Origin of the sequence: Candidatus Poseidonia alphae (assembly GCF_943787815.1) — an archaeon.
Classification (GTDB): domain Archaea; phylum Thermoplasmatota; class Poseidoniia; order Poseidoniales; family Poseidoniaceae; genus Poseidonia; species Poseidonia alphae.
In genome coordinates this window covers 69,207-92,868 of record NZ_CALSNW010000006.1, presented here as the reverse complement: position 1 = coordinate 92,868, position 23,662 = coordinate 69,207, and the positions used below count along the sequence as shown (strand labels likewise).

23 protein-coding genes and 1 tRNA gene are annotated in these 23,662 nt (G+C 50.2%); 8 read left to right on the top strand and 16 right to left on the bottom strand.

From position 1 onward, the window contains the following. Positions 1-26: 26 nt before the first annotated feature. Complete coding sequence (locus AAA857_RS08790; RefSeq protein ID WP_338174596.1) at positions 27-2,072, bottom strand: AAA domain-containing protein; 2,046 nt, start codon at positions 2,070-2,072, stop codon at positions 27-29. 217 nt (positions 2,073-2,289) lie between these two features. Here AAA857_RS08790 and AAA857_RS08785 point away from each other — a divergent pair, with 217 nt between their 5' ends. The 3 genes from AAA857_RS08785 to AAA857_RS08775 are packed head-to-tail and all read left to right on the top strand — an operon-like array spanning position 2,290 to position 4,667. Further along, complete coding sequence (locus tag AAA857_RS08785; RefSeq protein WP_338174595.1) at positions 2,290-3,303, top strand: hypothetical protein; 1,014 nt, start codon at positions 2,290-2,292, stop codon at positions 3,301-3,303. A gap of 9 nt (positions 3,304-3,312) precedes the next feature. Next, positions 3,313-3,888 (top strand): GNAT family N-acetyltransferase, encoded by a 576-nt coding sequence (locus AAA857_RS08780; RefSeq protein WP_338174594.1) that lies wholly within the window; start codon positions 3,313-3,315, stop codon positions 3,886-3,888. Further along, entirely contained in the window at positions 3,885-4,667 is a 783-nt protein-coding gene (locus tag AAA857_RS08775) for a polysaccharide deacetylase family protein (RefSeq protein WP_338174593.1), read from the top strand. Before AAA857_RS08780 ends, AAA857_RS08775 begins: the two co-directional genes overlap by 4 nt. Positions 4,668-4,816: 149 nt before the next feature. Here AAA857_RS08775 and aceE read toward each other — a convergent pair whose 3' ends face one another. Next, positions 4,817-7,486 carry a pyruvate dehydrogenase (acetyl-transferring), homodimeric type gene (aceE, locus tag AAA857_RS08770; protein ID WP_338174591.1) on the bottom strand — a complete coding sequence of 890 codons (2,670 nt, stop codon included), beginning with the start codon at positions 7,484-7,486 and terminating at the stop codon, positions 4,817-4,819. Between the two features lie 177 nt (positions 7,487-7,663). Here aceE and AAA857_RS08765 point away from each other — a divergent pair, with 177 nt between their 5' ends. After that, positions 7,664-7,840, top strand: coding sequence for a hypothetical protein (locus tag AAA857_RS08765; RefSeq protein ID WP_338174590.1), 177 nt, complete (start codon positions 7,664-7,666; stop codon positions 7,838-7,840). 87 nt (positions 7,841-7,927) lie between these two features. Next, the gene (locus tag AAA857_RS08760) at positions 7,928-8,971 is read left to right on the top strand and encodes a CoA transferase (protein WP_338174589.1); all 1,044 of its coding nucleotides are present in this window, start codon (positions 7,928-7,930) and stop codon (positions 8,969-8,971) included. Here AAA857_RS08760 and AAA857_RS08755 read toward each other — a convergent pair. After that, a complete protein-coding gene (locus AAA857_RS08755) occupies positions 8,947-9,975 on the bottom strand; it encodes a hypothetical protein (protein WP_338174588.1) in 1,029 nt (342 codons plus the stop codon). The two genes, AAA857_RS08760 and AAA857_RS08755, sit on opposite strands and share 25 nt — an antisense overlap. 76 nt (positions 9,976-10,051) lie before the next feature. On the opposite strand from AAA857_RS08755, the gene AAA857_RS08750 reads away from it, so the two are divergent. Next, positions 10,052-11,194: a hypothetical protein gene (locus AAA857_RS08750; protein WP_338174587.1), complete on the top strand. Its 1,143-nt coding sequence runs from the start codon at positions 10,052-10,054 to the stop codon at positions 11,192-11,194. Here AAA857_RS08750 and AAA857_RS08745 read toward each other — a convergent pair. After that, a complete protein-coding gene (locus AAA857_RS08745) occupies positions 11,151-11,564 on the bottom strand; it encodes a YkgJ family cysteine cluster protein (RefSeq protein ID WP_338174586.1) in 414 nt (137 codons plus the stop codon). The genes AAA857_RS08750 and AAA857_RS08745 overlap by 44 nt on opposite strands. A gap of 55 nt (positions 11,565-11,619) precedes the next feature. Here AAA857_RS08745 and AAA857_RS08740 point away from each other — a divergent pair. Further along, positions 11,620-11,696, top strand: a tRNA-Arg gene (locus AAA857_RS08740). A gap of 5 nt (positions 11,697-11,701) precedes the next feature. Here the strand turns inward: AAA857_RS08740 and AAA857_RS08735 are convergent. The 5 genes from AAA857_RS08735 to AAA857_RS08715 form a co-directional block, all read right to left on the bottom strand. Continuing rightward, entirely contained in the window at positions 11,702-11,926 is a 225-nt protein-coding gene (locus tag AAA857_RS08735) for a hypothetical protein (protein ID WP_338174585.1), read from the bottom strand. A 29-nt stretch (positions 11,927-11,955) separates the two neighbouring features. Further along, entirely contained in the window at positions 11,956-12,552 is a 597-nt protein-coding gene (locus AAA857_RS08730) for a hypothetical protein (protein ID WP_338174584.1), read from the bottom strand. Between the two features lie 64 nt (positions 12,553-12,616). After that, positions 12,617-13,195, bottom strand: coding sequence for a dual specificity protein phosphatase family protein (locus AAA857_RS08725; protein WP_338174583.1), 579 nt, complete (start codon positions 13,193-13,195; stop codon positions 12,617-12,619). After that, on the bottom strand, positions 13,196-13,525 hold the full coding sequence (locus AAA857_RS08720; RefSeq protein ID WP_338174582.1) for a hypothetical protein: 330 nt from the start codon (positions 13,523-13,525) through the stop codon (positions 13,196-13,198). Then, positions 13,526-13,942 carry a hypothetical protein gene (locus AAA857_RS08715; RefSeq protein WP_338174581.1) on the bottom strand — a complete coding sequence of 139 codons (417 nt, stop codon included), beginning with the start codon at positions 13,940-13,942 and terminating at the stop codon, positions 13,526-13,528. Positions 13,943-14,108: 166 nt separating this feature from the next. Here AAA857_RS08715 and AAA857_RS08710 point away from each other — a divergent pair, with 166 nt between their 5' ends. Beyond that, the gene (locus AAA857_RS08710; RefSeq protein WP_338174580.1) at positions 14,109-14,663 is read left to right on the top strand and encodes a hypothetical protein; all 555 of its coding nucleotides are present in this window, start codon (positions 14,109-14,111) and stop codon (positions 14,661-14,663) included. Positions 14,664-14,969: 306 nt separating this feature from the next. Here the strand turns inward: AAA857_RS08710 and AAA857_RS08705 are convergent, their stop codons facing one another. The 7 genes from AAA857_RS08705 to AAA857_RS08675 form a co-directional block, all read right to left on the bottom strand. Continuing rightward, positions 14,970-15,560 (bottom strand): hypothetical protein, encoded by a 591-nt coding sequence (locus AAA857_RS08705; protein ID WP_338174579.1) that lies wholly within the window; start codon positions 15,558-15,560, stop codon positions 14,970-14,972. Between the two features lie 7 nt (positions 15,561-15,567). Then, a complete protein-coding gene (locus AAA857_RS08700; protein ID WP_338174578.1) occupies positions 15,568-17,328 on the bottom strand; it encodes a hypothetical protein in 1,761 nt (586 codons plus the stop codon). Next, positions 17,249-19,942: a tubulin-like doman-containing protein gene (locus AAA857_RS08695; protein ID WP_338174577.1), complete on the bottom strand. Its 2,694-nt coding sequence runs from the start codon at positions 19,940-19,942 to the stop codon at positions 17,249-17,251. Before AAA857_RS08695 ends, AAA857_RS08700 begins: the two co-directional genes overlap by 80 nt. Positions 19,943-20,028: 86 nt before the next feature. Continuing rightward, on the bottom strand, positions 20,029-20,160 hold the full coding sequence (locus tag AAA857_RS08690; protein WP_338174576.1) for a hypothetical protein: 132 nt from the start codon (positions 20,158-20,160) through the stop codon (positions 20,029-20,031). Positions 20,161-20,422: 262 nt separating this feature from the next. Further along, positions 20,423-21,337: a hypothetical protein gene (locus tag AAA857_RS08685; RefSeq protein WP_338174575.1), complete on the bottom strand. Its 915-nt coding sequence runs from the start codon at positions 21,335-21,337 to the stop codon at positions 20,423-20,425. Positions 21,338-21,354: 17 nt separating this feature from the next. Next, on the bottom strand, positions 21,355-22,470 hold the full coding sequence (locus AAA857_RS08680) for a hypothetical protein (RefSeq protein WP_338174574.1): 1,116 nt from the start codon (positions 22,468-22,470) through the stop codon (positions 21,355-21,357). Further along, a complete protein-coding gene (locus AAA857_RS08675; RefSeq protein ID WP_338174573.1) occupies positions 22,471-23,655 on the bottom strand; it encodes a hypothetical protein in 1,185 nt (394 codons plus the stop codon). It lies immediately after the preceding gene. Positions 23,656-23,662: the final 7 nt, after the last annotated feature.

Sequence of the window (23,662 nt, the reverse complement as noted above, 5' to 3'; positions counted from 1 at the left end):
GGGTTCTCCTTTGTCAATTTGCGCTTCTAACTGTGCGTCAAATGCCAAGCAAATAATCCACTCTCATCGGCCCAATCCAAATATGCTCGCCAGGTTGGGTCGTGGCGTAATGTTGTTGGATGGCCCAAAACAATCAGGCCTCGCTTTGCCCTGGTAATCGCAACGTTAAGACGGCGATGGTCTGACAGGAAGCCAATTTCGCCGGCATCGTTTGCACGGACGGTGGAGAATACGATGACGTCTTTCTCTCTGCCTTGGTAGCCATCGACACTCTTGATTTCCAAGCCCCCATACCGTTGGCCTGGTTCCAAACCGCCTGCTTGTTCAAACAGCGATGAGAGCAAACGAACTTGGCCGTTGTATGGCGTGACGATTCCAATTTCGGCGGCTTGAATATCGCCCATCGCAAGCAATTCGTCAACGATACCGATAACTTTTGCAGCTTCGTCAAGATTGGAACGACTTTTCCCTTCTTCATCTTGAACTTCAGACCCTTCAATCGGGATGAAGGCCATTGGACGGTCCCAATCGGGCCATAAAAATCCTGCAGGAGCAGGGCGGTCGGCCGGTGCGCATCCGTCTTCGAGTCTGTTCTCGTAAAATCGAGCGCTTGGATATTCGCGCATGACCGGATGCATACGGTATTGTGTCGTGAGCATTGTGGAAGTCAGGCCGCAAGCAATCAATCGTTCGAAGAGTGAACGGTTCAATCCACCCTGTTCAGCACGTCGACTGATCACCGTCGGCGGGAGTTGTTGATGGTCGCCGACCAGAATCAATTGCCTGCACCCCTTCACGATGGGGACCAAAGCGCTCGGTTCGCTGGCCTGAGTGGCTTCATCCATGAGAACGATTGGGAATTTTCTGGACCCTAACAATCGATGCCCACACCCGATGGTCGTGGCACAAATGACTTCCGCTTCATCCAAAATACTCGCCATCATGTTTGCTTCAATTCGACGGATTTCCCGTTGATTGATGCTGATGTCCTTGTGCATCAAACCCTTTTCTTTACCTCTTAGCGAAGGGAGAGCCTTGCGAAGTTGACGTTGTTCGTCCTGAAGAAAAGCGAGTTCCTCTTGCATGGGATGTTGTTCAACGAGAGCGTCAAGGGTTGCATCTCTCAATGCTTCTCGCACCTTTACTGGGCGGCCAATACGCAAGGCCTTGACCCCCAAATCAAGGAGGCCTTCGAGCAAATTGTCTACTGCGACATTGGATTCTGCAGTCGCCAGTAATGGGCCACTGCCCAAATGGGCCATGGTGTTGAGAAGATGGACTGCCGTGTAGGTTTTCCCCGTCCCAGGCGGGCCTTGAATGAGCGTCAAGCGTTGAGAAAGACCCAATTCAATGGCTTGTTGCTGTGACTTATTGAGGTGAGATACATTTGGGCGGGGAGCGCGAAGGGATGGTTTTCCTCGAATGTCTGGAGGGAGAGAAGCGCTTTCATTGACGTCCAAAACATTGGCCAAAAGAAGGTCCCTTAGCACGGTTCCACTTTCCCCTTCGGTGGAGTGAAATCCAATGAGTGCCTCATGCATTCGGTCATGGGCGACACGATTTGCTCCGCGGTCCAGGCGCCATCCACCTTTTTTGACATCCTTGGGCCGTTCTTTAACGACGATTCGTATGCGTGTTGGACCGCGGTCCAAAACAACGCCTTCAACGACCTTTTCCCCCCACGGCCTTGAACGTGAGATCAACACGATATCACCGGGGCCAAACCGATGGTTCGGCATTCGGTCACCACGCTGCGTTTCAAAGACGATGATGTCATCGCCAAAGAAACGGCCCTGTGGCCTTGCACTGAGGTCAAACATGGCCACGCCAGCAACAACCAGACGTTGTTTGGTCCAAGTTTTCCAGCGTTCTTCGACCAGTTGGGTTTCATCGTCCAATTCTTGTTTGATGAGTTCCGTAAAGCGTTGAAAATGGTCTTGGCTTTTCCGCCAACGGTCCGGCATGGGTTCTCCTTTGGCCATCGGAACATCCGGCACTGCGGCATTGTTCATCCGATGCACTGAACCCTTTCGTCCCATGGCGTCAACCAAGTCGCCTCGCTTCATCAGCATATGCCTTCGGAATGAAGCCGTAGGTAATCGGGAAACCCGCATTCTTAAACCAATATTCTACGGCCGAGGACTGGGTGAGTTGATGTTCGGTCGCAAAAAGAAGGAGAGGGAGGCCGATGGTCACCCTTGTCCCTATTGCGAATTTTTGAATCAGGAGGGGGCTGAAACGTGCGTCCAATGCTATTACTCGCTGAATAAATCAGCACGAGAACAGCCAATGGCGAAACCTACGGCTACCGGAGAGGAAATCATGGGCCTTCTCCTTGGAGACAATGAGCTTCTGGAAGAGGATGCAGTAGTAGTCGAAGCAGTCCTTTCGCTTGACGATGTTACCGTTGATGTTGACCAATACGAAATTTCTAAGGCCGAAACCGATGAAGACGGTGAAGATATCCCAGAATCGTTTCAATTCATTGAAGGGGACGGACCTACCCTTTCGGAAACTGTTTCCAGCGAAGAAGAGGAAGAAGTGGAATTGCAACCCAGCGACGCTCCTGCTGCTTCTGTGATGTTTGAAATTGAAAAGACGGACCCCTTCGCTGAAGTTGCAGAGCCGGTTCACACCGGCAAGGGTGGTTTGTATTCTCCATCGACACCAACAGCGAACGATGACGACCTGCTGGGAAGTGTTGGGCCAAATGTTGGTGAGACCACTCCCGACCTGCCGGACCTTCCGGATGACGAGCCGGTACGTTCCTCTCTTGCACAAGCAACCGCCATTGAGGCTGAACTTGCGACTACACCGGAGTTGCCCGCCGACATCCCTCCAAGCCAATCGGTCCAAGCCTCAAAGCCCGAGGCAGCTGCTGTCACTCAAACCCCTGTGAACGAAGAAATGGCTCTTCCTGAACTGCCTGATGATGACGAAGTTGCTCAACCGACCGGTGCGACACCACCTGCACAAGCCCAGGAAGAAACGCCTGCGCCACCAATTGATAACGATCGGATTTGGCCTTGGCCTCAAGGTCAACCATGGGACGAACACCGGGTGTACCAAGAAGTGGTAGAAGCGATGGAGCACATCAAACACGGACGAATGAACGAAGCAGCGACGACGCTCGACACGCTGGGGCCGCATCTGCATGAAAACCTGAACATGTTGTTGCACATATCGGTCCTCATGCAACATTTGGGCCGTCACGACCATGTGAAGTGGACGCTCGACATGGCTGCTTATGTCCACCCCAACCATCCAGAAGTTTTGCGCGCACGGTCTCAAGTGATCAATTAGGTGGATAAAATGATTCATACACCAACACTGAGTTTGGAAAACGGCATTACCCTCAATCCTGCAAAAAACAACATCTTGACCGACCTTCTGGACACCTACAACGAGGATTCTGTAGCCGCTCAAACAGCCCTTCCATGGCTGAACCCAAACGAAGACATCCGCCGTCAACTTCGAGATATGCTCTTTGACATCCAAGCACAAAACGGGACGGACCAACTTCATTTCTGGTCCATCCACCAGACTGAGACCAAGAAATTCATCGGTTTGCTCGGCTTGGGAGACGAACTGCAATCGTTGCATGCCAAGTACAATCTGGGGTACTGGGTTCGTAAAGGCCATCAGAAGAAGGGCATTGCAACCCTATGTGTTGATGCCGTCTTCAATTGGTTGAAGCACCGTGGGGGCGACGTTGTCGTGGAAATCGCAGTTCACCCCCACAACGAAGCAGGACTGGCTACTGCAAGTGCAATATGCAACCGCTGGAACGGAGAACGGCTCGAACAATTTATTGGAATTGAATTCAACGAACGGACCGTCCCCCACCATCTTCACCTCGTCGATATTGGGCGTGGTGAGGCGTCATGAGAACGTGGTACACCGTAGATAGCGACGATTTCCGGCATCTGCCCCAGTACCAAGGTCACCCGACGAGGAGCAAGAAGCAGATGCTTCATTCCAACACGGAACTTTCTGATGAGTTTCTCATTGGCGTTGAAGGGTTTCGCCGTTGGATGGAACATCACGATTATGCAGTGACCCTTTTTCTGATCACTGACTTGCTTGAAAACGATGGGTTTTGTTCGCTTCTTGAGGGATTGCTCAACACCTTTGGAGAACGACTCACCGTGGGATGTCACGGCCACAGTCACCGTTCATGGTCGGCTTGGGGCGAAGATGTTGAAGGGTTTAGTGCGATGTTGACGACTTCAACGGCCCTTCTTCAACAATCGGCAGGCCCTTCGTTTCGCCCCTTTTTTAGAGCCCCAAACGGATACATCGCGCCGTGGATGGCCCAAGTGTTGGCCGACCACGGATATACCGTTGATTCATCGGTCAATCCTTCTTGGTTGGTGCGCCACAAGACGGGAGGTGGGTCATGGAAGTCGGTGAATTCAGCAATGTTCCAAGCAGGGATGATTGAACGCCCTTGGAGAACGAGGTTTGGCTTGCCTGTAACCGGTCCTGCTCTCTTCCGATTTCCTCTTTCACTCATAGCAAAAAAGGCTTGGAACACCGCACCCGCCCCGCTTAAACAAGACGAGGTGTTTGAAGTGAGCAACCACCGAACGAACGTGGTCACGCTCTACTGCCATCTTCTGGATTTTGCAAAGGAAGCAGGCACATGGAAGCCACCCGAAGCATAACTCGCGCCGATAGAACCGTCTTTGGGAACAGCGTTGACTTGATCGCTCAGATTCGTGATGAGCAGGACCACCCCGCCACGATAGGGCAGAATGATTCCAAAGAACCACAGGCCAACATCAACATCCGGTTCGAAAAGGGTATTTGTCCGTCACAATTCTGTGATGTCGTTTCGTTCAGTGGAAATACCGAAATCCTTCTCTGCTTTTGAGTAAACCTTGGCCTCAATAGAACCGTCCCTCACCAGTGAAGAAAGAGCGGCGAGGGCGATGGCTGCTCCGTCAATTTCAAAGAATCGGCGAAGCGCCTCTCGGGTATCTGAGCGTCCAAATCCATCCGTACCTAGCACGGTATAATGCCCACTCACCCATTGTCGAATCATGTCGGGGACGGCAGCCATGTTATCCGAAACTGCAACGGTCGGGAGTGCTTCTGAAAGAAGGCCTTCAATCCATGGTTTTCGGGCCTCCTCACTCGGATGGAGACGATTCCAACGGTCGCATTCGAGTCCGTCGCGACGCATCTCTCCATAGGATGTTGCAGAATAGATTTCACAGCGAACACCAAAGGTCTCCAACTTCTCAACTGCGTCCAACACTTGAACCATGATCGGCCCTGAACCGATGAGGCGAACGACGGGCCCATCGCCCTTTGGGGCGCCACGCAACAGATACATTCCGCGAACAATTCCTTCGTCTACACCTTTTGGCTTGGGTGGCATCGGGTAATTTTCGTTGTAAACCGCAATGTAATGAATGACGTCTTTGTTTTGGCCATACATCTCATCGATTCCATGCCGGATGATCGTGGCCAACTCGTAAGCAAATGCTGGGTCCCAAGCACGCACGGCCGGATTGGTATGAGCCATGAGCAAAGAGTGGCCATCCTGATGTTGCAGCCCTTCTCCATTGAGGGTTGTACGACCCGATGTTGCACCCATGAGGAAGCCGCGAGCCCGTTGGTCTGCAGCCGACCAAATCAAATCCGCAACCCGCTGGAATCCGAACATGGAATAGAAGGTGTAGAACGGTACGGTAGGATAGTGGTGGGTCGCATAGGATGTCGCAGAAGCGATGAACGTTGAGGTTGCTCCGGCTTCATTGATTCCTTCTTCCAACAGTTGTCCCTGTTCCGATTCTTTGTACTTCATCAGCACCTTGTGGTCAACTGGCTTGTACAATTGGCCGTCAGGATGGTAAATTCCAAATTCGGAAAACAAGGGGTCCATACCGAAGGTACGGGCTTCATCGGGAATAATAGGTACAACCCGCTGGCCGAATTCCTTGTCCTTCATGAGTGAACGAAGAACACGGACGAAGGCCATGGTCGTGGAGACTTGGGACGTTCCTTTCGTACCTTCATCAAAATCTGCATATGCTTGCTCTCCAGGGAGAGTAATGGTTTCATCGGGGACGGTTCTTGTAGGCATAAATCCGTCAAGAGCTGCTCGGCGTTCCTTTGCGTAAGCCACCAATTCGGGAACGTCTTCAGGCAGAACATAAGGATAGGATTCCAAATCGGCATCAGTGAATGAAAGTCCGAGATCGTCGCGCATGAACTGCATCGTTTCCATTCCCGCCTTTTTCTTTTGATGCGTTGTGTTTCGTCCTGCAAAGGCTGGCCCGAGCCCGTATCCTTTGATGGTCCGAACAATCACGACCGTCGGCTGGCCTTTGTGAGCGGAAGCCTGCGCATATGCTGCATGCAACTTGACGAAGTCATGTCCACCGACATCGGCACAGAGGTCAACGAGGTCTTCGTCGCTGAGGTGCGAAACAAGACCCGCCAGTCCTTCAGTGTTGAACAGTTCTTTGCGAATGGTGGCGCCGTCGGCTGTCATGATTCGTTGTTCATCTCCGTCAACAAGCGCGGCGAGGCGAGACGCCAACAAACCCGCTGAGTCGCGAGCAAAGAGGTCGTCCCAAGAACTGCCCCAAAGGACCTTGATCACGTTCCAACCTGAGCCTCGGAATCGACCTTCAAGCTCTTGTACGATTTTTGAGTTCCCGCGCACGGGCCCGTCCAACCGCTGCAGATTGCAGTTCATCGTCATCACAATGTTGTCCAATCCTTCTCTTCCCGCCAACGACAATTGAGAGAGTGATTCGGGTTCATCGGACTCTCCGTCACCCATTGTGTACCAAACTCGAGAGTTGGCTGTTGTGACAAGGCCACGGTCTTCCAGATAGCGATTGAAGCGAGCCTGATGGATGGCCGTCATCGCACCGAGGCCCATGCTCACGGAAGGGAATTCCCAAAAATCAGGCATCAGGCGAGGGTGGGGGTAGGAGGAAAGGCCTCCTCCGGCGACTTCTTGTCGGAACCGTTCCATGTTTTCTAGCGTAAGGCGCCCCTCCAGCCATGCACGCGCATAAATCCCAGGGGAAGCATGTCCTTGCCAGTAGAGATGGTCGCCAGAACCGTCCCCGTCCTTACCTCGGAAGAAATGATTGAAGCCGATTTCCCAGGCATGGGATGCTGAAGCATAGGTGGAGATGTGTCCTCCGATACCTTCGAAATACTTGTTTCCACGAGTGACGATCATCATAGCGTTCCACCGTAGAATTCCATGAAGGCGCTCTTCCAAGTCAAGGTTGCCCGGGTAGGTACCTTGGTCGTCCGGATGAATGCTGTTTAGATACGGCGTATTGACGACGTCGACATCAACCCCAACCTCACGGGCAGCACTGAGGGTTGCGTGAAGAAGACGTCGTGCTTCTTCTTCCCCGAGTTGTTCTTTCACGGCTCGAATGGAATCCATCCATTCTCGTGTTGAAACAGGATCGGGGTCTGGTTGTGTTGACCGTCGCGTAAAGCCCACTTGATGCCCCCCTTGGGGAGTGCTCAATGGTGAGGGTTTTCAACCCCTCGGAAAAGTAGGTCCTTTCAGCACGCCTGATTCATTCACTTCTCTGGGTGAAGAAAAATGCCTCGTTAGAAGCCAATACTCATGCTATCCCACGGCAATACATAAGAACCGACTTTCCGAGCCGGCTTTATGTCCGTTGAGGCTATGGTACAGAAGATGATTGACGATTTGACCGAATCCCTTGGTGATGCTGCAAAGCATGACAAAGGAAACTCCGCAGCTGGTACTCGCGTTCGCAAGGCCATGCAAGCTGCAAAGAACACTGCACAGGACGTGCGCAAGCAAGTCCAAGCAGACAAGAACTGAGTTCGTTCGTTTCTTTTAGGGCAGCATTGCCCTTCGAACAACGCCCTTAGTGGATACGTTCATTTGAACCACGCACGAGCCCTGCTCATGCTTCGTCCACTTGAGGGAATACGCGTTCTTGACCTTTCCAGGATTCTAGCAGGGCCGCATGCGGCCCAGTCGCTTGGTGATCTCGGTGCAAATGTCACGAAAATCGAAGCCCCTTGGGGCGATGATACACGAGGATGGGGTCCCCCTTTCCAAAAAGGATTTGACGGTGAAAACGTTGCATCCTATTTCCTGTCCTGCAACCGAGGTAAAAGCATCCAATCTGCTAACATCAAGGAAGACCGAGAGCACATTCAATCTTTGATCGAACAATCGGATGTTGTCATTGAAAATTTCAGACCTGGAACGTTTGAACGGTATCTTGGCTCACTTCCAAAGGGAATCATCCTGTGCAGTATCTCCGGATACGGTCAAAACGGTCCGCGTCGTGACGAACCAGCATTTGACCTCACCATGCAGGCAAGGTCTGGGATCATGTCCATCACCGGAGAGGCTGATGGCCCTCCTGCAAAAGTCGGTGTAGCATGGATTGACGTGATGACAGGAATGAATGCCGTCAGTTCAATTCTTGCTGCGCTCTATCACAGGGAACGGACCGGAGAGGGGTCGAGGATTGACATCTCATTATGGGACACTGCAATAGCAGCGCTGGTGAATCAAGGGCATAATGCACTGACTGGAGTCACGCCGAAGCGTATGGGGACTGCACACCCAAATCTTGTCCCGTATCGTGTCTTTGAAGCCAGTGATGGATGGTTTGCTGTTGGCGTTGGGTCGACCGGGCAATGGAATATTTTGGTCAAGGCTCTGGGACTTAATGCACCTGACGAATGGCGGGAGAACAATGCGCGTATTGCTGAACGTGATGCGGTCGAAGGTATGGTTCAAGCGCACATCGCCAATCATTCGCGCGATGAATTGGAAACCATGCTGGTGGGGATTCCCTGTGCGCCTGTCAACACCGTTAATGAAGCCCTGAACGATGTTCAATCCATCGCCCGAAAAGCTGTTGTAGCCGTTGATGGAGTTGAAGTTCTCGCTAGCCCATTACGGTTTCATCAGAACGAGAACAACGAGGTTTGACCCGCCCCTCGGAGAAGGCCGGCTTGTGTCAGTTTCTCGAAGGCTTGGTCCATTCTGCGTTGGCTAAATTGGCGCTCTTCTTGCAAAAACTTCACCAAGCCTTTGCGGTCAACATCACCCTGTACCAGGCGTTCATCATCGACTTCAACTACCGGGTGGTTAAGGAAAATTTCACGAATCTCGTCAAGGCGCTGTGGTAATTCTTTGCCTTTTGCTTCACAAACCGCTTCGATGGTCTTGTATTCGCGAATCAACTTCAAGCCCGTCTTTGGCCCTATGCCTTTGATGCCCGGGTGGAAATCCGTACCGATCATAATGGCTAAATCGACCAACTGCTCGCGGGACACATCTTGGTCATCCAGCATGGATTCCAAATTGATTTGTTGAGCGTTAACAATGCGTCCGTAGCGCTTTGCTCCATCGTCCATAAGATTGCGAACGAGGACTGGGGAGCCGTACAGTAACGCATCCCAATCTTGTGTTGCTACAACATCCAGTTGCCCCTTTGCAGCCATAACCGCTGCTTGGGCTTCGCCTTCAGCTGCTGCCGTCACCCAGGGAACTCCGAGTAGGTCAAGCAACCGTTGAGTTTCTTCTACCATCTGCGGAGAATAATGGACGATGCGTTGGGCCATTTTTTGAGCGAGAGGAAAATCACCTGCTTCTAACGCTTCGATGTGAATGCGTTCGGCTTCCTCTCGCCGAGCACGGCGCTGCGCAAGTTCTTCTTCTTTCAACTCGGGTGAATCGCCATCGAAGACGAAAACGGGCTTGATCCCTATGCTCAACAAGGTGGTCGTCCGGTGGAGGAATCCCATCAGGTGAGACACTGGGTTTCCATTCGCATCCCGAAGGGGCAGGCCGTCACCTTCAGGCGAGCGGTCACGCATGGTGGTGAGGAATTGGAACGCGGTGAGGAAGGCGTCAATACCTACTTTTTTCCCTGCTAGTTCAGACAATCTGATGGTTTCAGCCGGTGCTAAATCCTTCAAATTACAGCCCATGTAAAGAAGCAGCGGGTCACCCTATGTAGGGGTTGGCCTGCGAGAGCATCAAGAAGGCAAAGCCACAGGCGGGGTCATGGGCGAACACCTTGCGTGTCTTCGAGGATGGCACCCCGCCCTCGCTGCAGCTGAATTGGCTGCGCTCTTGCCCAAAGCAAGCATTCGGCCAACATCATCGCATCGGTGGGTGTTCGTGGATGCTTCAACACCGCCTCAACGCAACGAAGCGCTCAGAGTAGCCAGCGGGCTACAATGCTTCCTTGAGAATGGTTTTATTCATCCGTGGGACGATGAACATAGGTTTCTTTCCGTTGTCGAGGCTTATCTAATCCAGCACCCTGTTAGCGGTTCAGTGGCCGTCAAAGCCTGGCGTCAAGAAGGTAAAATTTCAGGCGTGAGTACCAGTTCTTTGGCTGGGAAGATTGGAGGCATCATGGTACGGGCAGAGTACGACATTGACCTTGAAACTCCAGATTACACGCTCGCTCTCATCGCGGATGGACCCTCTTCATCGCTCGCATGCGGTTGGATGGAAGGGGGTGGAAATGCATCCTTTGGAAGCGGCGAACGGCGCGCTGCGGAACGTCCATTTTTCAAGCCGGTGAGCCTTGACCCTCGCCTTGCTCGGCTTGCGGTCAACCTTGCCGCTGGCCCGCTTGGAACTGGACCCGTTGTAGACCCAATGACTGGAACTGGCGGATTCATTATCGAAGCCTCGTTAAGTGGACGGGACGGCATGGGAATTGATATTCACTCTGAGATGGTAGAAGGGGCGAGACGAAACCTTGCTTGGGCACACGGGAGCGATGAGCATCCAACGTGTTCCATCGAAAGAGGAGACGCCACGAGAATCGGCGATGCTCTCCCTGATAACTGGCATGGAAAGGTTTCAGGATTTGTTCTTGACCCGCCTTACGGCAGAAACTCACAAGGGAGCATGGACACTCAATCCTTGTTGAAAGCGACGCTGGAGAGTTCGTACCGAACGGCTTCACAGGATGCCGGTTTTGTTCTCATTCTGCCGATCAAACCAATGGGTGAACGGCCAAACCTTCCGGTAGGGTTCGAGGAAGCGGTTGAATTGCTGAACGGATCCTGGCCCGAACTTCTGCTGTTGCTAAAGTCGTGCGGATGGATGCCCAAATCAGCCCATATTGAGCATGTTCACAAGAGTCTCAGTCGTCTGATCCTTCTTGCAAGATACGTTCCTCGAGATTGAGGAGGGTAAACGCCATGTCGTCAGGGGGCTTTGGAAATTGTTCCCTGTGCGGGCATCCTTTGTCCAAAATGGCTTCATCGCTTTCGTTGAGAACATAAGGGTAGGTTCTGCATCCTTTTGGCCGGATTTCGTAAACCGAGCACAAACCTTCTGCGTCGGTGTCTGAGGAGTCGGTCAGAAGGAACACGCATGCCCGAGTGGAAGACTGATTCAAGAGGGTTAAGGCTCCGTTAATGTCCACTGCGAAATCGGATACCTGCATCCCAGTTCTGCGAGCAAGACGAGCAGCTTCGGCTTTGGTAATAGGCATCGTTGTCTCCCGACAACACGCGGAACATCCCGTTGGGATACACGGTAATTTGCGCGCCATGTCCTTTCCAAGGTACCCGCCTTATTGAAGAGGGGTGGACATCTCGGAGGCACAAGGGCGATTGGGGTAGCTTGGATATCCTGACGGGCTTCGAACCCGTCGACGCGGGTTCGAATCCTGCATCGCCCACCAGTGTATCAGGCTACAAGCGCATAACCACAAGCCTTCATGATCATCGTGAATTTCTTGTGGTGTTCTTGAGCCAACGGGTCGTTTCGCAGAAAAATGAGCAGATAACTGGCCTGGCACAATTTTTGATATTGCACACCAGTGTCGTCGGGTGCCCAGATGCTGCCCACTGGCATCTTGTCAAAATGTTCATTGCCCCATGCAACCAATGCTTCGTCCGGTTTCCATTCCATCGTATTCACGCCTGCCCCTTGATGAAGAATCAGAATTGGAAGTGTTGTTCGTTTTCTTGGGCAAACCATGGTGCGTTTTCCCGAATCACATTGAGCGCTTGGAGTTGTTCACCTTCTTCCATGGAAGAAAGAGCATACTCCATGAGTTCTTGCCACAACGGTCTTGCTTCATCCTCGCCAATCCAATAATCAGTGAGTTGGGCAAGTCGGTTGAGGGCACGGGTGTAGAAAAAAACAGAGCGTTCCTCTCGAGAAAGATCGGCCTTGGTTGAAGCAACCAATTCAGCAAAGAGACTGAACTTGCGACTGAGGCCGGCTTGGTCGGAGTATCGGATGGCGAGGTCCCACATATTTTGCATCCAATCAGCGTAGCCTTCGTTTCCGCATCGGGCAAAGATGGCAACACGAGCATCAAGCAAAGAGATGACATCAAAGGGGTTCACACCGTGGTTGTTGGACGCCTCTTGGATGTTCCAACGGGCCGAATGGAGATTGTACAATTCATCGCTCAAGACGAGCAGTTCCTCAACGCTCAGCTTCGCTTCATCGAGATAGTGCTCGTATTCGTTGTGATTGACGTGGTTTGCAATCAATTGCATCATTTCATTGGTCGGATTGTTCTTCATGGTTCTCCCCTGTTCTCTTTCTTTTCCGATTTATATGCTCTTGAGGTGTTTTTGGATATGGTACTCAAACGGAACCCTCTGGTTCATGCAGATCACCATCATGCCCGTTGGCCATGCGCATCAAAAAAGTCACTTGACGTGAATTGATGGCCTGTGGGCTACGAATTTCTCGGACCGTCCTGATGGCCTCATGCATATCCATACCTCGCAACCATAGGTACAGCGAGGCAAAGGTTCCTGCGCGGCTCAAGCCCCCCATGCAATGCACAACCACCTTGGCACCTGCTGAAATGGTCCCAATGATGCGATTCAACACGGGGTTGGCCTGTTCCATCCAAGCCTCGGTGGGCGCGGTGGTATCGGCGAATGGAAGGTGGTCCCAGGTCAGTCCACTGGTTTGCACCTGTAATGGAAGGTCTTCCACTCGCAACATTCGCATGTCCTCATCGGTGATAAGGCTGACAAGATGAGAAACGCCCATGTCAACGAGGGCTTGCACGTCAACGTCGAGTTGGCGGTCCCAGCTGCCCGTTGACGCCACGGGCTGATACTTCCCCGGACACAAGGTTAGGCCAAGGGCTCCCTCGTCACCCTCAAGGTCAATCCACGAGACGTAGAGCGGATGCGTGGTGCTGTTACGCAATCAAACTCCCCCTCGGTTTCTGTAACGGTTGCCGTAAGACCACATCGTGCGCCACACGTCAAGACAAGCGTCATGGTATTCGGGGTCAGGCACACTGTTCTTGAAATTGTCATAATCAAGATTGAGGAGGTACTCGGTCAAGGCGCGGTGAACCTCACCGCGGCGGGCGACGGTACGATAGGGATAGTCTGCTGATGGCATGTGAGTGACGTTCGCGTCCGGCAGTATGGATGCAATGTGCTTAGGGTGTCGAGCACGAACAAGCAGGTGTTCGGGCTCGGTCCTGTGGGCTACGATGGACACAAAGCCACCTGATACGTACAACCACACTCAAGCCACCTCCATGCCAACAACCTGAGCAACTACCCGCTCTTCGCCTTCTGGCCCTTCTTCCACCTCATCCGCCATAGGGCGTATGACTGTGTAAGGAGCAACTTCAAGTCGGCCTCCTGCGAGCTCAATGGTCTGTCTTACGATGGACAAACTGAGAACTGCAGCCTCGTGATCAACGAGGTGTATGCAGCGCAGCGCACCTGCACCAGCGTTCTGAAGCGTGAAGCCGAGGCTCTCAAACCAGTGGTAACGCCCCACCTCCTCCTTGCGTAGAAAACGCTTCATGAACTCAATGTCGCTTGGGTCGGCTGCTTGGTGCAGCTGTGAGGCGTCAAGTTCTGGCATCTCGTCTTCATGCAGTGTGTGGTAGCCTGCTTGTGTGTAGTTCCCTTTGCTTCGTACGTTCATTTCCATGTTTTTCTGGTCTCCTTTTCCCCTTTGGGGGTATTGATATATACAATCATTCTAGCATATAAAAAGACGTAAATTTTCCCGCTTACTGCGAGGCACCGCCTTTTTTGACACCCAATATTATATCGGTTTTGAAGCGTTTATAACCTGCGAAATCTAACCGCAAGTCATGGGACCTCAACCCGCCAATGGCGAACCATCTCTTGATGACCTTCGAAGCACCCGATTCCTTGTACGGACAAGCGGCACACACCTTACACATACATTCCACTGGGAAGACACAAAAACACTCAAACAGCATACGCTTCGACCCACGGTCAAATTTCTTGATTTTCTCGGACAGAAAAGCGGGCCGAAAGGGCGACGCTCTAATCGGCACATAGGGGCAACGCCGGACGATTCTTTCCTGCGTGCCGGGGCGCCAGCCAGAAACGTTCCACATCAATTACGAAGTCACATGGCGAACTTTTTCGCCATGAGCGATGAACAAATACAGAAGCTCCTTGAGAGAAATTCCGATTATAAACCGGGAAAAAAGGGCCAAGTTGGCATCGTTATGCCAAACTTAGCCCATGCAATTGATGAACTCTACCGACGTATGATTGTGCGCAACCCTGAGTTACGCCATCATGTTGCCTTCAAGCGTCAATGGGCACCTGCTGTTTGCCGTCTTATTGAACTTCATGCCTCCATACGTTTCGCCAAACCGTTTGACCTCAATTAATGAGGCCGAGTCGGGGGTTCGAATCCTGGGGAGTCGCACAGGCATGCAATTGCCGTTTCATTCTGTATGCCATTGCCACGCTCATCAAAGCACAGCGCCCCGATTTAGCCATGGCCCTCATCGAGCAAGAACTCAATCCTCAAACTTGACCCACTCGCCACCGCTTCCATTCAGTCTGTAGAAATTGGTTCCATCGTCCGTGGTGAACCACTCGTTGCCGCCCTTATTGGGTGCTCTCAAAAAAAACACCGAAACAAGGCGTTCCACATGGGGAATCCACTCGTTGGAGAAAGACTTAGACTTGACTTAATTCAAGTCAAGACCATCATCCTGAGCGGTGTTTGTGGGAGATTCCTGTTCGCTGTTTTCGGCGGAGGTTTCCGGATCGGATGGCATGGCTGGCTGAGATGTGGCCACAGGAACCACGGGTGCCGGTGGTTCTGAACTTACCGTGAACAGGTTGGCTTCGCTGCTGGTTTCCTCAACTTCGTCCTCTGTTGGCTCGTAGCGAATCCACGCTTTGTAAGCGTTAAACCATGCTTTCGCACGATCTTCTGCTGTGTCACGTTGTTGATTCTGATTTGACCCGGACTTCTTCTTCTTACCCCACTTACCTGCAATCGATGATTTAGGCGCCGGCTTGTTCGAGCTTTGGCCGGGTGCCATCAAATGGTCTCTATCGACGGCAATCTCAGAGTCTGGTATTCTGTTCGTTAGAGTTTCATACTCTTCATCGGTGAGAATGTCTTTCCAGAGCTCATTTTCTTTACGACCTTCAGAAATGTGCTCATACCTCAACGCCAGGATGCCGATGAGCCGTACAATGTTTCGGAGCGGTGGCCCGTTGATTTTCGACTTTAGCGCACGCGCATAGGCGCGACTATCGCTTGGCGGCATGGTAATCTCACCGGGGAAATCGGAGGTAGTTTTGTTGCATTTCTCGAGCATTTTCGAAAATTTGTTTCGGAGATTGGTAGTGATGCTCAATCACAGAGACGGGGATTTGGAACCGCCGGGAGTAGACTTTGTTGTTTCTCAGCGACCATTTACCCACAACAGATTTGCTCAACCAGAGGATATTGTACAGCAAGATGTAAGGATGCAGTTTACTCTCTCTGATTGGTAAATCCGGATTCTGCCCCCCCAAGCCGTTTTGGGGGTTGATCATCAATTCCTGGAACTGATCGGCCAAATCTGCTGCAGGAGCCATGGTAAAGACCATTGTCAAGAAGGATGAGGGGCCAAAATCTGATGCTGTGCTGAATTCCTTAGGGTTGGAGAAATCAGACATGAAATGTTCAAGCGATGAACGAGCATTTTGTTTAATGATGTTCATCGGTAGGTTGACGTTTCTGTCGTGCATCATCAACAGTAAGCCACTTGGCTGACCAAGGAGGCGATCACTGAATCCAGTCATCTCAAAATGGACATTGCGGGAGTCCTTTCCTTCGTTCCTGAAGTACTCTGCTTGATAAAAAGCCTCGGAGGTCGTCGTTACAAGGTCATAGAAAAACTGTTTAATCTTTAAAATCGTGGGATTCTCATTTGAGACAGTCAAACGGTCCTCGACCTCCTCTTCACTGTCGTCGCCTTGGTCCACGTCCGCCTTCAATTCTTTGACCACATCGTTGATGACAACCTGGAACCAATCTTTCAGATTTGGTATCGATTCCGTGTCTTGTCCAAGAACAGCATTCACGGCTTGTGCATCATCGTACATGATTTCATCGTTGCTGAAGATGGTGCTTTCGAGATACTTCAGACCAGCATCGTCATTACCGGTCCATTTCGTTGGCCGGGATTCAATAAAATAATCAATCAGTGGTCTGAACGCGTGCAATCGAAGAACAAATGTTTTGATGAACTCACAGTACTGTTCAGGTACGTCGTAGGACTTCATGGAGACGTAGGGGACATCATCCAAAACCGTCTGAACGAGAGGTGCAATCTCTTCACGAGGGATGCCTGATGATTGCAATTGACTTCCCAATTTGTCAAGGACCATTTCAGATGAATCTGGTGTCAGCAGTAATATCCTCGTCAAGGTAGGGAGTGAGAGTCTCGTTTCATCAGGGAGAAGGTTCGAGAAGCGCAATTGCTTGAGCAAGTCTAAACCTTTAGTAAAGTTAGGTGAGGCAATACCCGTTCGCTTTTTGACGTTAGATGTCATGTCAAGTAAAGATGTATTATTGTCAGCGTATAGATATCTTGCCAGGCTCGCTGGCGCTGACCGTGCAGGGAGGTATTTGTGGTCAGTTTCAGCAGGTATGTCTCGAATCACCGACAAATATCGCTCAACCCTCGGATGAAGTTTAAGTTGAAGATGAACCTCATCCCCAACTTGATGCATATCAAGCCGGAGATCGATGGAATCAAGGAAATGATTGATTTCTTTTTCAAAGTCATAGAACGTATCAGCCTCATCATCTTCGAGATTGATTTCACCATCAAGGCGATATGTGTGCTGTTTTTTTATTACTTCCCAAATATCCGCTACAAATTCCTCGTATTCCCCACCAGTGAAGATATCTTTGTTAGGATTTTTGAATTTTTGTTCACCCAAAAAATCGTTCACTTTTTCTGAATCAATCATGACGAGGGGTAGGAAACTGTTGATGTAAGCAGGGCCGACTGCTCTCAAAAATTCTGCATTCAGTATACCCATCGTCGGGAATAATTCGTAAAGGAGATCTGTGTTTGGAGAGGTCCCATGCTTGCTGTAGTATTGAAGCGTACTTGCTTTCTTCAGCATGCCAATATCGAAGCGTCGCCCAAGCCCCTTCATGGAATCCCAAATACTTCCCGTTCGACGTAGTTTTTTCCAGCGTCCCAACTTCCCCTCTCTTTTGTGAAATAAATCGAGCAAATTGTTCAGGAGGAATTAGCCCATACCATCGAACCAAGTTGGCAATGTGGTGCCCGTTGATTCCGTTACTTTCTGACATGGTTACACGCTGCTCTTTGTCCAAATCCAAGACAACATGGTCAGATTTATCCCAAAGAGAGACGAGGGAATTCAACGATTCATCAATGGCTTTGGCATCCACACCGCCTAAATCGAGGCCGATGAACGGGTTAATCTCGAGCAGGTATCGGAAGCGAGTTCCGAAGAGTGCTGTAAACATATTTTGGAATTTCAAATCGGGTTGTTTGTGTTCAACAAAGACAGGATTGGCTACCGAACCATTTGAATCAAAATGCGTAGAACTGAGCATGGTGTTGAGAAGGTCCTCAAAGCCTTGGGGATACTGGAGTCTTGCTTCTGTTCCTCCGACCGAAATCGGTTCAGCCAGGCTCGCAGAGTCTCGTTGATTCAACAACCCCACGACCATCGGAGGTTTTGTAGATCCCAACATATCCTTGTGATCGAATTTTTCGGCGTCGGTGGCGATGTAAACTCCGGGTTCACTGGGAAGGCGAGGCCCGATGATGTTCAGCATCAAGTCAAAAATCACAGAGTTAAAGATGGTGTAAGCCTCAGAGCTCACCTTAATGCCTCCCGTTTGTTCGACGCCTTTCTCGAGGTGACGATTGCTCACAATGATCGATTTAATGCCGTCATCATCTCCGGCTCCTCCTAGCGAATGGAGATGACGGTCAAAGCGATACACTGCGTTGTTAAACGAGTCAAGTTCACGTGCATATTGGTTGATGATTGTGTCAAGTTCCTCAAGGGATTCTTTTCGATTCGCATCATTCGGGGTGAGATGTCTTTCGAGAAGTTCAAAAAACGAAGATAAACCCTGCTTTACCTCTATATAAGGAACCTGCTTGCCGTTCTTTTCAATTTGGAATTCATGGTATAGACTGCGAACGACCTGGCGTAGTTGATCGCCCGTTAGATCTGGCTCAAAGAAGGTCTGAGTCGGCGATTCACCGTCGTCGTTTTTGGTTTGACTGCTCTTATCCCTGCCACGCAGATGCATGCTGAGAGGGTCGGGCAAGCAGGTTCTCCAATGCCTCCAAAACTCTACAGCCGGGCGCGTGCCGTCTGCTGCAAGTTCTTCACACCATTCTGAGAAAAGGGTAGCGTCTTCTGAGGAATCTGGCAACATTTTTTGGAGGTTATCGAAGTTTTTCGTCCCCGAATACGTATTAGCGATTTCGGAGGCTTCCGTAGGGAACCAATCCTGTGAAAATTTCTTAATGCCATTGTTGTCATTCTTCCCTTGCGTGTCGTTCAGATAAATCAAAGATTCATGAATCCCTCGTATAGTCTCAGATGACCGCATGCTTCTCTTGCCTGCCAATGACTGCAAAGCTTTGAACAGGGAACCCTCTTCACCAAAATCCACGTTAAGGAATTCCAAAAGAGAATTCGCAGATGCTTCCATTTCTTCGATATTGTCTCTGATATTTCTTTCAAACTGTCGAACGTCCCCAAGTGTCACAGGGTCGTAAATTTGGTGGATGCCTTCGTAGGCTGCCTGGAGAATATCACTAAGGATGAACGGAGTGTTGATCTTTGCCGTTTGTTTTTCTTCTGAGGAACCTTCACCAACAGAAATGACCCAAATAACTGGCTTCTCCCCGAATGTACGACGAGCTTGTTCCAAAACTGGAAGCACCATACCGCTGCCGCTTCCTCCTGCCAAGCTGTGCGTAATGACAATATGTTGAGGGCTTCTATTCCCTTTGTTACCGACATCACGCATGGCTTCGGAAATGTCCGAATGGAATCTGAAACCATAAGCTCGACCAATCCCGGTTGCTCCACCAGCGCCCGCTCCAGATTCGATCAACTTCAGAATGTTCCTCTTTGTCCGGACTGTTTGAGAGGAGGCGTCAGCTTTGTGTTTGTCACCCCAAAGGAAATAGCTAGGTTGATCTGATTTTGCTAACTTATCAATTTCTTCACCTAGATTAATGGCAAGAATGTGGGCTTTCTTATCAAAAATTCCAATGAGTTCGTGCTCTGCTTCTTTTTTCTTTTCGACCTTTGTCGAATGAATGTTCTTCATGCTTCGAAGAATTTCCTTCTTGTCCTCCGATGTAATTCCTAAGGCCGTTAGCAAGGCAGAACACCTGGCATCGGCAAGATTTTGCAGACAATAGGTGAGGCATTCTCTGAGAATTTGCCCTCCAGCCTGCCCTAGGCCGATCCATAAAAGAGCGTCCTTATCTGTGGTCCCTGAAAGATTGATTTTCAGCTCATCATACCAATCTAAGATTCGCTTGTCGAGGTCTTTTCGCCTTGTGGTAGAGGTCTTCGGTCTCAAGACAGTTGGTTCGATAATCGTGTATGTCGGTTCGGAATTGCTGAATGTCCTTACTCGCATTGCTCGCGGACGCTTGCGACATCCCGAAGCGTCGCTTTTTCCGTGCAATTAAATCCCTTGCATCACGAATCTGGCGATCTATTTTCTCAAACGTGGTACCGCACTTTCGTGAGTTGCTGATAGATTTTATCGAGTTCAGCTGACCCTTGCGTCGGACCCGTTTCAGCCTCAAGAGTCTCATAGATTCCTGGGAAATCTCTTTTCAGTTCCTGTTCCATGATGCCGTGGAGGTTGAAAGTCGAGACCATCTCTTGGATTTGGTTCACAAGCTGTCCCGGGCTCTCTATGACGAAGGACAAAAGATCAGACTGTTGGATGTTGTCAAGGAACTTGCCAATGTCCTCGCATCGTTCGAGTGAGTGCCGTTGTTAACGCATCTCCATCCTCAATCCCTTTTTGCCTGAGCTCCGTCAAGGCCGTCTGCACAGGGATCAGAGTTTTTTGGACACAGGGACGTACTGTTCCCTTAAATCAGACAGGTCACGATTCAATCGAAACGAGAGGGGTTTTCACTTCCTCCTCCTGGTCGTCGATGGTTTTACTCAGGACCCAGTTTTCACGGTTGTGGATGAGGGCGTCAATCACGAGATTTTGAAGTAATTCATTAATGAATTCACGGTTATAGGCGGTGGGTGTTTTTCCATTCAAAAACCGCTTGTAATGGGTGGAATAATTTCCGGAAACCCACTCCTCTGGGCGATAGTAAGGGAGTGGAAAGGATGCTTCGCTAACGGTTATGCTCACAGGGGCAGGTTCGATATTTTCGGTCGGTTCTTCTCCCATTGTTGTAATAATTTGACCCAACGAGGAAACCAACTGATCTTTCCTTAGATCCAAAAAACCTTTAAGGTCTTTAATGCTCTTTTTCATTCCAATCAAGGCGGCCTCCGTGCTTTCTGAAAACACATCCTCAACAGCGCGCAGTGATTCAATGAGCGAGGCAGGAATCATGGCATAGTCGCTCGTGCTTAAATCAATCACAGTGGTTCTTGTTGCTAATTCCTTCAAGTAATCCTGAAGAAGGCGAATGGATTCAAAAAGTTCCATCAACTCAGTTTCCTTGAGTAATTTCGAAGGTTCGGTGTATTGGTCAGAGGCTAATTGTGATGGTGCATGAGCGTAAGCCTCAAGATTGCGCGGGACAATTCGTTTCAGCTTGTAGTTGCCTTCATGATCAACTTTGACTGTGAATGAATGCAATGATCCAGGGAGCAAAGAATACGGCATATTCTGGTTGGGCAGATGGAGAGGTTCTACCTTTGCAAGCCTTGCACGTGTCGTCCGCTTGACTTCTAGAAATGTTGTCGCATCTTTATTCATCATGTTCTCAAAGGCCTTCAGTTGTTGAACACCAATTGAGCGGAAACGAAATCGACGCAAAGCACCGTCTGACATGGGTGTAGCATAAATCATTAGGACATAATATGTTCGCCATCGATTTGATGAGAACTCCCCCATGTTCCGTTCCAGCAAGGGAATGAAATCGAAACAAAAGAACGGTCTTGGGCGTCTTGTGTTCCTTGATGCATCAAGACCGTTGGTTCACAGTCAAACAGCGGGCTGTCGTGGAGATTCAATGCCTCAACTCGTTGGAAAAATGCATTCTCGAGCTGCGACCCGTCCAAGTCCTCAAGTCCTCTTAATTTGAGTTCGGAGTCCCCCGTTAATTCGTGGATGCCGGGGGAGAACATGACACGGACCTGCCCATCGAATCGCTGAAGACCTATTCTTTCCAGGGCGTTAAGGGCCTCAAGGCCCTCGTCGTTGAGCGAAACAAGCAACACCGCAAATGAGCGGTTTTCCGAACGCACATCGAAGGTGGATTCAGCATCTTTGACAGCAGCTTTCACGAACGATTTTGGATAATTCTGCAAGGCCTGATCGTGCCAAAAAAAGAGGTCGGTCATCCCGCCGATGGAACGACTTAGATTTGAAAGATACAGTTTCTTGGCTCCGTCAAACACTGATCGAAATTCAGGTCGACAATTCCACATTGCTTCAGAGCCCTCTGAAAAGAGGGGTGGTTTCTCACCGTACTGTACGGTTCTGGTCGCAAGGTCTTCCCAACCATGGAGGAAGTTGAATTCGAGGGATTCGTTGTACTCATAACGATTCCCATCCCCAATCTCTCGTATTCTGAACGCACCGTTCTGATTAAAGAACAAACCCCGAATTCCTTCTGCAACAAAGAGGGAAAGCATCCGTTCATACATCTCATCGCGCCACCGTAATGCAGTGTCCTCTCCATATTTTGCCGTCATGAACAACGTCGCCTCGCGCACAACTTGGCGAATAGGAGAATCGCTTTGTTCGTTCCATGCCTGATTTTTGTAAAGAGGAGCAAACAAACGGCGTCTCGTTTGGAGAGGCAGCGACACCAAGTGATTCAAGGGCCGAATACAAAGTGAGTTCCGTCCTAGAGTCGTTTCTTGCGCCTCAAACTTGGTTGTATTTTGAATTGAAATATCGAAATGAGATGGTAGCCCTTCAATGACTGCGTCCAAATTTGGGTCGAGAGGAGGGCCCATTTACAACTCATCCTCCAGAGAGAGGCCGAGTGAATCCAGCAGGAGAACAGTGTCCTGGCCACGATACTCGTGAACATCGATAATTCGACAAGCACCGAGTTCCAATTTTATTGATTTGGGTGTATTCTTTGGGATAAGGGCTACGGCAGGAAATCGAGGAATGTACCGAGTTTTTCCAGGTTCCATCTGTGAATAGTTTTTCGATGAAGTTTGGATGGATTCAGGAAATTCACCATTTGGATATGCTTCACACAACAACCGATGAAATGTGCGTGGTTGAAGTTCCATCCACCTTATTGCAAGGTGCATCCACCTCGATGCACCGACAGGATGGGGGTGGTCAACACCTGGAATGGCGGACGAATTTGCCAACGCAGAAAGGGGACCGAAGAGAGGTGATGTAGAAAGAAAATCACGAACCCCGGAGAAAAAGTTGAGCATGCATTCCTCTGTTGGTCCATCATCGCTTGCCAGAATCCAATTGTTTTCATAACATACTTCTAGAACAAGGTTTGACTCTAACCTGCTCAAGGTTTCTTTTGAGCCGATTTTTATCTCTTCAAAATGTTCAAGATTTTGTTTATTGAGTTGCTCAAACACCTCAAGAAAGGCGTGGTCTTGCGGCCAAAGGGGGACTCCTGAAGACCGGTCATAACCCACTGCATATTGAGGCTTGAATGTGGAAACATGACACTCAGGAAAGGATTTCAAAAATCTCGAATATTCAATGGCGTAAATGTTCCGAGGTTTACCGGCCCGGTGAGAAAAGCCAACAAATGGGTCGTAAGGCATGTCTGATGAGTTCGATACACGCTCGAACAGCTCAACGAGGACTTCACGTTCTGGCAAGAATGTACCAAGAAGGGGAACAATCGCTACCGTGGGCCGATTATCTGTTCCCAGGGAACAAGCATGGGCATAAGCGCAAAAGGAACACGTCACCGAGTCAATGGGGAAGGTACCGGCAATGTCTTCAAACCAGTCAGGGTGAAGACAATTGTATGTATCGTCATGCTCGTCATCAGGGGCAGAAGCTTGGTGAATCTTCGTGGCGATGGCCCGGTACTTTTTCGGGTCCTCCTCGGCGAGAATCGAGATGAGCAACTGAGCGAGCGTTGGTGAGGAAACCTCTCTGGAAACCGGATTGGGGAGGTCAATTTGCGGGTCGGTGAGTGCGATTTTCATCCTGAAC

Coding starts and splice junctions, on each gene's coding strand:
- AAA857_RS08790 (WP_338174596.1), bottom strand. CDS start 2,072: ATGCTGATGAAGCGAGGCGACTTGGTTGACGCCATGGGACGAAAGGGT.
- AAA857_RS08785 (WP_338174595.1), top strand. CDS start 2,290: ATGGCGAAACCTACGGCTACCGGAGAGGAAATCATGGGCCTTCTCCTT.
- AAA857_RS08780 (WP_338174594.1), top strand. CDS start 3,313: ATGATTCATACACCAACACTGAGTTTGGAAAACGGCATTACCCTCAAT.
- AAA857_RS08775 (WP_338174593.1), top strand. CDS start 3,885: ATGAGAACGTGGTACACCGTAGATAGCGACGATTTCCGGCATCTGCCC.
- AAA857_RS08765 (WP_338174590.1), top strand. CDS start 7,664: ATGTCCGTTGAGGCTATGGTACAGAAGATGATTGACGATTTGACCGAA.
- AAA857_RS08760 (WP_338174589.1), top strand. CDS start 7,928: ATGCTTCGTCCACTTGAGGGAATACGCGTTCTTGACCTTTCCAGGATT.
- AAA857_RS08755 (WP_338174588.1), bottom strand. CDS start 9,975: ATGGGCTGTAATTTGAAGGATTTAGCACCGGCTGAAACCATCAGATTG.
- AAA857_RS08750 (WP_338174587.1), top strand. CDS start 10,052: ATGGGCGAACACCTTGCGTGTCTTCGAGGATGGCACCCCGCCCTCGCT.
- AAA857_RS08745 (WP_338174586.1), bottom strand. CDS start 11,564: ATGGCGCGCAAATTACCGTGTATCCCAACGGGATGTTCCGCGTGTTGT.
- AAA857_RS08735 (WP_338174585.1), bottom strand. CDS start 11,926: ATGGAATGGAAACCGGACGAAGCATTGGTTGCATGGGGCAATGAACAT.
- AAA857_RS08730 (WP_338174584.1), bottom strand. CDS start 12,552: ATGAAGAACAATCCGACCAATGAAATGATGCAATTGATTGCAAACCAC.
- AAA857_RS08715 (WP_338174581.1), bottom strand. CDS start 13,942: ATGGAAATGAACGTACGAAGCAAAGGGAACTACACACAAGCAGGCTAC.
- AAA857_RS08710 (WP_338174580.1), top strand. CDS start 14,109: ATGGGACCTCAACCCGCCAATGGCGAACCATCTCTTGATGACCTTCGA.
- AAA857_RS08705 (WP_338174579.1), bottom strand. CDS start 15,560: ATGCCGCCAAGCGATAGTCGCGCCTATGCGCGTGCGCTAAAGTCGAAA.
- AAA857_RS08700 (WP_338174578.1), bottom strand. CDS start 17,328: ATGGGTATACTGAATGCAGAATTTTTGAGAGCAGTCGGCCCTGCTTAC.
- AAA857_RS08695 (WP_338174577.1), bottom strand. CDS start 19,942: ATGCGAGTAAGGACATTCAGCAATTCCGAACCGACATACACGATTATC.
- AAA857_RS08690 (WP_338174576.1), bottom strand. CDS start 20,160: ATGGAACAGGAACTGAAAAGAGATTTCCCAGGAATCTATGAGACTCTT.
- AAA857_RS08685 (WP_338174575.1), bottom strand. CDS start 21,337: ATGTCAGACGGTGCTTTGCGTCGATTTCGTTTCCGCTCAATTGGTGTT.
- AAA857_RS08680 (WP_338174574.1), bottom strand. CDS start 22,470: ATGGGCCCTCCTCTCGACCCAAATTTGGACGCAGTCATTGAAGGGCTA.
- AAA857_RS08675 (WP_338174573.1), bottom strand. CDS start 23,655: ATGAAAATCGCACTCACCGACCCGCAAATTGACCTCCCCAATCCGGTT.